Origin of the sequence: Streptomyces viridochromogenes DSM 40736 (assembly GCF_000158955.1) — a bacterium.
GTDB lineage: Bacteria > Actinomycetota > Actinomycetes > Streptomycetales > Streptomycetaceae > Streptomyces > Streptomyces venetus.
The window spans coordinates 6855291-6865106 of the sequence record NZ_GG657757.1 but is presented as its reverse complement, the minus strand read 5'-3'; the positions used below and the strand labels follow the sequence as shown (position 1 = coordinate 6865106).

At 69.7% G+C, this 9816-nt stretch carries 8 protein-coding genes; 3 read left to right on the top strand and 5 right to left on the bottom strand.

The window, feature by feature from the left end:
• Nucleotides 1–57: 57 nt before the first annotated feature.
• Genes SSQG_RS30100 through SSQG_RS30080 form a run of 5 tightly spaced genes read right to left on the bottom strand, consistent with a single transcriptional unit; the run spans nucleotide 58 to nucleotide 6326 of the window.
• Nucleotides 58–2064 carry a beta-galactosidase gene (locus SSQG_RS30100; RefSeq protein ID WP_003993711.1) on the bottom strand — a complete coding sequence of 669 codons (2007 nt, stop codon included), beginning with the start codon at nucleotides 2062–2064 and terminating at the stop codon, nucleotides 58–60.
• Nucleotides 2061–2744 carry a hypothetical protein gene (locus SSQG_RS30095; RefSeq protein ID WP_003993710.1) on the bottom strand — a complete coding sequence of 228 codons (684 nt, stop codon included), beginning with the start codon at nucleotides 2742–2744 and terminating at the stop codon, nucleotides 2061–2063. Before SSQG_RS30095 ends, SSQG_RS30100 begins: the two co-directional genes overlap by 4 nt.
• A 28-nt stretch (nucleotides 2745–2772) precedes the next feature.
• Nucleotides 2773–4428: an extracellular solute-binding protein gene (locus SSQG_RS30090; RefSeq protein ID WP_039933947.1), complete on the bottom strand. Its 1656-nt coding sequence runs from the start codon at nucleotides 4426–4428 to the stop codon at nucleotides 2773–2775.
• Between the two features lie 39 nt (nucleotides 4429–4467).
• Complete coding sequence (locus SSQG_RS30085) at nucleotides 4468–5340, bottom strand: carbohydrate ABC transporter permease (protein ID WP_003993708.1); 873 nt, start codon at nucleotides 5338–5340, stop codon at nucleotides 4468–4470.
• Nucleotides 5334–6326: an ABC transporter permease gene (locus SSQG_RS30080; RefSeq protein WP_003993707.1), complete on the bottom strand. Its 993-nt coding sequence runs from the start codon at nucleotides 6324–6326 to the stop codon at nucleotides 5334–5336. Before SSQG_RS30080 ends, SSQG_RS30085 begins: the two co-directional genes overlap by 7 nt.
• A 231-nt stretch (nucleotides 6327–6557) precedes the next feature.
• On the opposite strand from SSQG_RS30080, the gene SSQG_RS30075 reads away from it, so the two are divergent.
• The 3 genes from SSQG_RS30075 to SSQG_RS30065 all read left to right on the top strand — a co-directional run.
• Nucleotides 6558–7556 carry an acetylxylan esterase gene (locus tag SSQG_RS30075; protein ID WP_003993706.1) on the top strand — a complete coding sequence of 333 codons (999 nt, stop codon included), beginning with the start codon at nucleotides 6558–6560 and terminating at the stop codon, nucleotides 7554–7556.
• Between the two features lie 96 nt (nucleotides 7557–7652).
• Nucleotides 7653–8567 (top strand): LysR family transcriptional regulator, encoded by a 915-nt coding sequence (locus SSQG_RS30070; protein ID WP_003993705.1) that lies wholly within the window; start codon nucleotides 7653–7655, stop codon nucleotides 8565–8567.
• A gap of 180 nt (nucleotides 8568–8747) precedes the next feature.
• Nucleotides 8748–9816, top strand: a 1069-nt coding sequence (locus SSQG_RS30065) for a lytic polysaccharide monooxygenase auxiliary activity family 9 protein (protein ID WP_063749172.1), incomplete at its 3' end; no start/stop codon positions are given.

The window sequence follows — 9816 nt, the reverse complement described above, 5'->3', positions numbered from 1 at the left end:
GATCAACAGCTACTTCTTCCGCAAGTCGGGAGTGCCGGACGAGCGGGGGCGGCGGATCTACTGAAGGACCGCCACTCCCAGGGGGTCGAGGACCAGGGGTTCGCCCTGGTCCACCCGCTTTCCGGTGAGCAGGTCGGTGGCGGTGGCGTGGGCGGTCAGGTGGGCGGGTTCGGGGGCGTGGTTGAGGAGGAAGAGCAGGCGGGTGCCGTCGGGGGCGACCCGGGTCGCGGTCTCCACCGACGGGTGGTCGGCGTAGGGGCCGAGCAGGTCGTGGTGGGCCAGGATCCGGCGCACGACCTGGTCGACGCCCGGCTGGTCGAGGGCGGTGGCCACGTACCAGCCCTCGCCGGCGCCGTACCGGTTGCGGGTCACGGCGGGGGTGCCCGCGTAGAAGTCGGTGCCGTAGGTGGCGACCGGTTCGGCGCCGCGCGGGAGCACGATGTCGAAGACGAGCCGCGCCTGTGCCCCCAGCTCGGGGACGGTCTGGGCGAACTCCGGCGGCCGGGCGTCCCATTCGTCCACGCGGACGCCCATGAGGGGCGCGAGGGGGCCGGGGACGTCGGTGCGCAAGGCGCGGTCGTGCTCATCGACGCGACCGGAGAGGAAGGTGGTGAGGACCGTCCCGCCGCGCCTCGCCACCGCTTCGAGGCGGGTGGCGAGGTCGCCCTTGACCATGTACAGGGCGGGGGCGAGGACCACGTCGTGCGGGGTCAGGTCGGCCGTCTGCGGGACCACGTCCACGTCGGCGCCGGCCGCGCGGGCGGCCCGGTAGTACGCGTGGACCACGTCCGGGTACTTCACCAGCCGGGACGGGCCGTCGGAGATCTCCAGGGCCCACCAGCTGTCCCAGTCGAAAACGAGGGCGGTGCGGGCCGGGGTGCGGGCGCCCAGGGTGACCGCACCCAGGCGCTCCAGTTCGGCGCCCAGGTCCGCCACTTCGCAAAAGACACGGGTGTCGTCGCGTCCGGCGTGGCCGATGACCGCCCCGTGGTACTTCTCGCAGGCGCCCCGGGAGGCGCGCATCTGGAAGTAGAGGGCGGCGTCCGCGCCGTGGGCGATCGCCTGGAAGGTCGCGAGGCGGAGTTCACCGGGGCGCCGGAGCGGGTTGACGTCCCGGCAGGCGGTGGTGGACGGCGTCTGTTCCATCAGCCAGAAGGGGGCGCCGTCCTTCAGGCCGCGCATCAGGTCGTGGGCGAGGGCGGGCCGGGTGGGCGGGGCGTCCAGGGGCGGGTAGCTGTCCCAGGAGGCGAAGTCGAGGTGGGGCGCCCAGCGGTGGTAGTCGAGGGGGCGAAAGGTGCCCATGAAGTTGGTGGTGACGGGCGTGTCCGGATCGTGGGCGCGGATCACCTCCTTCTCGGCCAGGAAGCAGCCGAGGAGGGCGTCGGTGGTGAAGCGGAACCAGTCGAGGGTGATGCCCTGGAAGGCGGTGTGGTCGGGGCCACTCCAGTGCTCGGTGAGGGCGCTCGGCGGCTCGATCTGGTCCCAGTCGGTGTAGCGGTGCGACCAGAAGGTGGTCCACCAGGCGTCGTTGAGGGCGTCGAGGGTGCCGTGCCGGTCCCGGAGCCACTCCCGAAACGCCTCGGCGCACAGGTCGCAGTAACAGGCGCCGCCGTACTCGTTGTTGATGTGCCAGGCGAGCAGGGCCGGGTGGTGCGCGTACCGTTCGGCGAGACGACGGGCCATGCCACGGGCGTACCGCCGGTACGCCGGTGAGCTGGGGCAGAAGTTGTGGCGCTGGCCGTAGCGGTGGCGGCGGCCCTCGAAGTCGGTGCGGTTGACCTCGGGGTGCCGCTCGGCGAGCCAGGGCGGGAGGGCGGCGGTGCCGGTGGCGAGGCAGACCCGGCGGCCCTCTGCCGCGGCGCGGTCGAGGACGCGGTCCAGCACGGTGAAGTCGTAGGTGTCCGGGGCCGGCTGGGTGAGGGACCAGGTGAAGACGCCGACGGTGAGCGTGTCGACGCCGGCCCGGGTGAACAGGCGGTGGTCGTCGTCCCAGACGTCCTCGGGCCACTGCTCGGGGTTGTAGTCACCGCCGTACGGGATCCTCGGCGTGCGGGGCGCGGTCATGCGGTGAACTCCTCCTGGGTCTCGGTGATCACCGAGCGGCTGCCGTGCAGCAGGGACAGCAGCAGCGGGGCGGCCAGCAGGGCGGGCAGGGCCTCGGTCAGCAGGGCGGTCAGCGCGGCCGTCAGGACCAGCAGGGAGGCGGCGGCGAGGGTGGCGCGGCCGTGCCGGAACAGGAAGTAGGCGGCCAGGCGGGCGGTGTCCCGGGCGCGGAAGGTGAACAGCGAGGTGAGGACCAGGGCGTGCGCGCCCCAGAGGAGGGAGCCCACGCCGATCGCCGCGAGCAGCAGCGCCCACCAGCCGGGCAGGCCCGTGGCGAAGAAGTGGGTGAGGGTGAAGGCGATCACCGTCAGCCAGGCGAGCAGGGGTGTCCACAGTTTCAGCGCCGGCACGGCGTTGAGCCGCCAGCCGCGCACGTAGGCTCGGGCCGGGTGCAGTTCGGTGAGGTCGCGGCTGCGGTGCCGCAGGGCGTAGAGGGCGGCGGACAGGGCCGGTCCGAGGGGCAGCAGGCACAGGGCCGCGAGGGGGACGTTGGCCGGGTCGGGGCCCAGCAGGAGCAGTCCGGCCAGGCCCGGGGAGGCGGCGAGGAGCAGCAGGGCCTCGACGGTCAGGACGGTGTGGATCAGGGCCAAGGCGCGGGAGAGGGCCCCGGTCCCGAAGTCCGTCGCCCGTACGGTGCTCATGCCGCCTCCCGGTCCGGTGCTCCGCGGATCACCCGTTCTCCTTCTTGAAGCGCTCGTAGGCCTTGTTGTGCAGGTCGACGAGCTGCTGCATGTTCTTCGCCTTCAGCTCGGCGAGATAGGCGTTCCACTGGGACAGCGGGCGCTTGCCGAGGACGAACTGGAGGGTGTTCTGGATGACGGTGTCCTTGAGCGGGGTGTCCCAGAGGGTGGCCTGTTCCTGCTCGAAGGACTGGAGCGGGTGGGCCGGGTCGATGGGCAGCTGCCGGCGCTGGGCCATCGCGTCCTGGAACCTCTTCTCGTCCGGGCTGAACATCGAGGAGACGAGCTCCCAGCTGCCGCCGTAGGCGAAGACACCGTTGTAGAAGCCGAAGTCCTTCTGCATGTCCTTCGGCGCGTCGGGATCGGAACCCATGAGGCTGATGCCGGGCTTCAGCCGGTACTGGCCCGCGGAGCGGGTGTAGGTGACGCCCTCGACGCCCCAGCGAGACAGCTTCTGGCCCTCGTCGGAGTACCAGAGCCAGTCCACGAACTGCATCATGGCGACGAAGCTGTCGCTCTTCAGCGCCTTGCTGGAGACCATCACACCGTTCTCCAGCCGGCTGCCGCCCAGCACCACGGGACCGGCGGGCCCGAGCGGCACCGGGACCATCTCGATCGTCGCGCCCTCGACCTGCTTCTCCAGGTTGTACCGGTATTCCTGCACCAGCACCTGGGGATTGGCGCTCATCGCGTAGGACTTCTCGGCGAGGAGCTTCTGCACGGCCTGGTCGTCGGTCTGGCTGAAACTCTCGGGGTCCATGAGCTTGTCGGCAACCAGTTTCCGCAGGTACTCGACCATCTGGCGGTAGGCGTCCTGGGCGCCGGTGAAGACGTACTTCTGCGCCTTGTGATCGAAGCTGATGTTGTCGTACGACCAGCCGGCTCTGACGCCGAAGGCCTGGCCCAGGTAGCTGAACAGGGCGCCGCAGGGGAACGGGGTGTTGGTGCTCCAGCGGTCGGTCAAGGGGTACTTGCCGGGGTACTCCTCCTTGAGCGCCTTGAGGACGTCGTACACCTCGTCCCAGCTGGTGGGCAGGGTGAGGCCGTGCTTGTCGAGGACGTCCGTGCGGAAGGACAGCGAGTAGCCGGCCTTGGCCTTCTCGTGCAGGCCCGGCAGCAGGTAGTACTTGCCGTCGGACTGGCGGATGGAGTCGAGCTCGGGCTCCAGCTTCCACTTGCGCACCTTGTCGCGGAAGTTGGGCATGAGCTCGACGTAGTCGCTGACCGGGAGGACCGCGCCGGATGACACGAAGGCGACCTCGGAGGGGTGGTACGTCTTCGGGATCAGGAACGGGGCGTCCCCGGCCCCGATGAGCACACTGCGCTTCTTCTCGTAGTCGGCCAGCGGGACGTCGACCGGCTTGAGCGTCACCCCGGTGCGCTTGGTGAGCTCCTTCCAGAACAGCCAGTCGTTCTTCATCGGGTAGACCGGGTTGTTGTTGTGCAGGACCGAGAAGGACAGCGGCTTGGCGGCCTTGAACTGCTGCCCGGCCCGGTAGTCCTTCATCGCACCGTCCTGCTTCTTGGACAGGTCCTTCCCGTCCCCGCCCTCGTCCCCGCTGCCGCAGCCGGTGAGGGTGGCGAGGCCGACGAACCCGGCGGCGGCGAGTATCTGGCGCCGCGACAGCTGCCTTGCGTTCTTCACGGAGACTCCTTTGTTCCGTCAGCGAGTGGGGAGGCGGCGTCAGCCCTTGACCGCGCCGAGCATCACGCCCGAGACGAAGTAGCGCTGGACGAACGGGTACACGCAGAGGATCGGCAGGGCGGTGAGGACGATGGTCACCGACTGGATGTTCGCGCCGACCTGGCTGAGCTGCTCGGTGCCGGCGCCCGCGTTGCCGCCGCCGGTGGCGCCCTGGATGAGGTTGCGGAGGTAGACCGTGACCGGCATCAGGTCCGTCCGGTCCATGTAGAGGAACGCGCTGAACCAGGAGTTCCAGAAGGACACCGAGTAGAAGAGGACCATCGTCGCCATGACCGCCTTGGACAGCGGCAGCACGATCCTGAGCAGGGTGCCGTATGTGCTCAGGCCGTCGATCTGCGCGGCCTCCTCCAGCTCCGCCGGCAGGTTCTCGAAGAACGCCTTCATCACCAGCAGGTTGAAGACGCTGATCGCGTTCGGCAGGGCGATCGCCCAGACGCTGTTCTTCAGTCCGAGGCTGGTGACGAGGATGTAGTTCGGGATCAGACCGCCGGTGAAGAACATGGTGAACACGGCGATGCCGACGAGGACGCCGCGGCCCTTGAGGTTCTTCTTCGACAGCACGTAGGCGTAACAGGTCGTCAGCACCATCGCGACGGCCGTCGCCACCACCGTGTACAGCACGGTGTTGCCGTAGTTCCGCCAGAACATCGAGTCCTGGAAGACGATCTCGTACGTGGTGAGGTTGAACCCCTTGGGCAGCAGGGTCACCTCACCGGCCCGGATCTGCCGCTCCCCGCTGAAGGACCGCGCCAGGATGTTGACGAAGGGATACAGCGTCACGAGCACGACCAGGGTGAGGACCACCCCGTTGACGCCCTGGAAGACCCGGTAGGAACGACTCGGCTTCACCACAGGCTCGTCCCCACTGTGCGACGCGAGAGCTGGTTGGCGGACGTGATGAGCACCAGGCCGATGATCGCCTCGAACAGGCCGATGGCGGCGGCGTAGCTGAAGCTGTTGGACTCGACACCGGAGCGGTAGACGTACGTCGAGATCACGTCGGCGGTCGGGTACGTCAGCGGGTTGTACAGCAGCAGCACCTTCTCGAAGCCGACCGCCATGAACGTGCCGACGTTGAGGATCAGCAGGGTCATCATGGTGGGCCGGATGCCGGGCAGGGTGACGTGCCAGATCTGCTGCCAGCGGTTGGCGCCGTCGATGCGCGCGGCCTCGTACAGGTCCTCGTCGATCGTGGTGAGCGCGGCGAGGTAGAGGATCGTGCCCCAGCCGGCGGTCTGCCAGATCTCCGAGCCGACGTAGAGGGTGCGGAACCACTCGGGTTCCTGGATGAAGCGGATCGGCTCGTGGCCGAGCAGGCCGAGGGCGTGGTTGACGGGGCCGTCGCCGGCCAGCATCTGCATCGTGATGCCGGCGACGATCACGATCGAGAGGAAGTGCGGAAGGTACGACACCGACTGCACGAACCGCTTCAGGGAGCGCCGGCGCACCTCGTTGAGCAGCAGCGCCAGCACGATCGGGATCGGGAAGCAGAACAGCAGCGTGAGCCCGCCGATCCACAGGGTGTTGCGGAACACCTGCCAGAAGGTGGGGTCGTTGAGGAACATCTGCACATAGCGCAGCCCCACCCACTCCTCGCCGAACATCGAACCGCCCGGCTCGAAGCGCCGGAAGGCGATCACGTTGCCGATCATCGGCAGATAGCGGAAGACCAGGAAGAACAGCAGCGGCAGGATCGCCAGGGAGTACAACTGCCAGTCGCGGCGCAGCGCCCGGCGCCATCCGGTCCGGGCGGCCGCCCGTCCGCCGCGGCGGGGCGCGGCTCTGGCCGGAGGCGGGTCCTGGGTGCCCGGCGGGGCCGACGTGGTGGACGTGCTCATGCTCGGGCCTCCCGTGGGCATGGGACGCGGAACCGAAACTTTCGAGCTCTTACCGGTAACTTCGCGGCAACCTATGGCCACCAGAAAGCGCTGTCAATGGGTGCCGTCGCTGGCGTACGAGGCGTCCCCGCGGCGTTGAATTGCCGTCGAAGCTGGGGAGACCCCAGGGGCCTGCCGCCCGTAGGTCGCCGCAAGTTTCTGGATGACCACCGACTCCTGCGAGGTGCCCCTGTGCCCGCGTTCGACCTGCCGCTGACCGAACTGGAGCACCACCGCCCGGACGTCGAGGAGCCCGCCGACTTCGACGCGTTCTGGCTGGACACCCTGAAGGAGGCCGGGCAGACCGACCCGCTGGTGTCGGTGCGGCCGGTGGAGACGGGCCTGCGGCTGACCCGGACCTGGGACGTGACCTTCCGGGGTTTCGCGGGCGACCCGGTGCGGGCGTGGTTCAGCCGTCCTGCCGGGGGCGGTGAATCCCTGCCCGCCGTCGTGGAGTTCGCCGGGTACGGCCGTGGGCGCGGGCTCCCGCACGAGCGTCTGACGTGGGTCAACGCCGGGTACGCGCATCTGCTCATGGACAACCGGGGGCAGGGCGACCAGTACGGGTGCGGCGGTGAGACGCCCGATCCGCACGCCGGTGCCCCTGGCGGGCCCGGGCCGGCGGTGCGCGGGTTGCTCGCACCCGAGAACTACCACTATCGGCGGCTGATCACCGATGCGGTGCGGGCTGTTGCGGCGGTGCGGGGGCTGCCCGGGGTGGATGCCGGGCGGACCGTCGCGGTCGGGAACAGTCAGGGCGGTGGAGTGGCCTTGGCCGTGGCGGGACTCGTCCCCGATCTGGCGGCCGTGCTCGTCAGCGCGCCGCTGCTGTGCGGGATCCGGCGTGCGCTCGACCTGACGGACGCGGGGCCGTACGGGGAGATCGCCGCGTATCTGTCCGTCCATCGGGGGGCTGAGCAGGACGCCCTTCGCACGCTGTCCTACGTCGAGGGGGTGTCCTTCGCTCGTCGCGCGCAGGCGCCGGCTCATTTCGGGGTGGGGTTGCGGGATGTCGTGTGTCCGCCGAGTGGGGCGTATGCGGCGTTCAATCGGTACGGGGAGTTAGCCGGGACGGACCCGCGCCGGGAGATCCACGCGTATCCGTTCAACGGGCATGAGGGTGGGGATGCGGTGCATGTTCGCCGTCAACTTGACTGGTTGAGGTCGCGGTTGGGCGACCAGACGCCGTAGGAGTGCCGGTCTCGTGTCGAGTGCGGGTCTGTCCGGGCTGGTCGCGCAGTTCCCCGCGCCCCTTGAAAGGGGCGTTGTTGGTAGCCTCGTCGTGTCGTGAGGTATCCCAGCATCCAGCAGTTGCAGCTGTTCCTGCTCCTCGCCGAGGAGTTGCACTTCGGGCGGGCGGCGCGGCGTGCGTTCATGGCGCAGCCGACGTTCTCACGGCACATCACCGCTCTGGAGGAGCGGTTGGGCGTCGTCCTGGTGGACCGCACGACACGCCGGGTGGCGCTCAGCGCGGCGGGCGAGGCGCTCGTGGGGCGGGCACGGACCGTGGTGGAGGCGGCCGACGAACTGCGCCGCGAGGCCGAGGCGCAGGCCGACTCGGCAGCGGGCCGGATCGTGATCGGCTCCCTGGAGGCGATCACGTCGATGGACCCGATCCCCGCCGTGCTGGACGAACTCCGGCAGGCATGGCCGCAGGTGCAGGTCGACGTCGTACGGATGGGCTTCGACGCCGGCCCGGCGGTCCTGCGCGGGGACGTCGATGCGGCGTTCCTGTTCCTGCCCGTGCCCGACGGCGTCCAGACCCTGGCGCTGGCCGGCGGCCCGCGGTGCGCGGCGATGGCCGACGGCCACCCCCTCGCCGCCCGGGACACGCTGACACTCGCGGAGCTCGCCGAGGAGCCCCGCATCGGCTGGTCGGAGCAGGTCCCGAGGGCGTTCCGTGACTTCTGGTCCGCCGGCCCGCGACCGGACGGCGGCCCGGTGCGGTTCAGCCGGCACGCGATCGTCGACTACGAGAGCGCCCTGCCGCTGATCGCCATGGGCCAGGGGATCCAGTTCCCGCCCGGCGCGACCCGGTGGCTCTACCCGCGCCGTGGTGTGTCGTACGTCGACGTCACCGATCTCGAACCCTGGACGGCCGTGCTCGGGTGGCTGCCGAGCCGCCGGGACGCGCCCCTCGTCGCGGCCCTGCGGCAGGCGGCCGGACGTGTGCTGCACGGGCTCTCGTGCGACGGGGCCTGACCACCCGTTCCTCTGCCGCAGCCGTTTACAAGTGCGCCGCTCGGCGCTAACTTCCGCAACAAGCGGGGTGGGAGCGCTCCCATGTTGGTGGACCGGAACCCGCCCTCGAGCTGCTCCCGCCTCGCGCCTCCGCGCACACGCATCCGCAGGCCCGTCACCCCACGAACGGATGATGCTGTCATGATCCTGACACATATGTCGGGCGGATCCAAGCTGCCCCGATCGGCGCTCCCCTCCCGAGCCAGAGCCTTCTTCCTGGTCCTGCTGGCCCTTCTGGTGACCGTCCCGGCCCTCGGCCTGGTCATGACGGCCGGTGGTGAGGCGGAGGCGCACGGCACGCCCATGAAGCCGGGCAGCCGTACGTTCCTGTGCTGGCAGGACGGTCTGACCGACACGGGTGAGATCAAGCCGGTCAACCCGGCGTGCAAGTCCGCGCAGCAGGTCAGCGGCACCACGCCGTTCTACAACTGGTTCTCGGTCCTCCGCTCGGACGGCGCCGGCCGCACCCGGGGCTTCGTACCGGACGGCGAGCTGTGCAGCGGCGGCAACACCAACTTCACCGGGTTCAACAAGCCCAGCAAGGACTGGCCGCTCTTTTACAACACCTCGGGGGCGACGGTCGACTTCTCGTACAACGCCTGGGCGGCGCACCCGGGTTGGTTCTACGTCTACATCACGAAGGACGGCTTCGACCCGACCAGGACGCTCACCTGGAACGACATGGAGGAGCGGCCGTTCCTGAGCGTCGACCACCCGCCGCTGAACGGCTCCCCGGGCACGGTCGAGGCCAACTACTCCTGGACCGGCAAGCTCCCCGCAGGCAAGTCGGGCCGCCACCTCGTCTACATGGTCTGGCAGCGCTCCGACAGCCAGGAGACCTTCTACTCCTGCTCCGACGTGGTCTTCGACGGCGGCAACGGCGAGGTGACCGGCATCAAGGAGCCGGGCAACCCGTCCGAGCCGGTGCCCGGCACGTGCACGGCCGCCCGGAAGACGACCGGCACCTGGAGTGGCGGCTACCAGTCCGAGGTGACCGTCACCAACACCGGCAACGTGCCGATGCTCGGCTGGATGGTCGACTGGACGCTCCCGGCCGGACAGAAGGTCGAGAGCCTGTGGAGCGGCAACGCGACGTACAACGGCCAGGCGGTGATGGTCCACAACGTCGGCTGGAACGGCGCCCTGGATCCCGGCAGAAGCACGACGTTCGGCTACGTCGTCTCCGGTTCCGGGGGTGACGGTACGACGA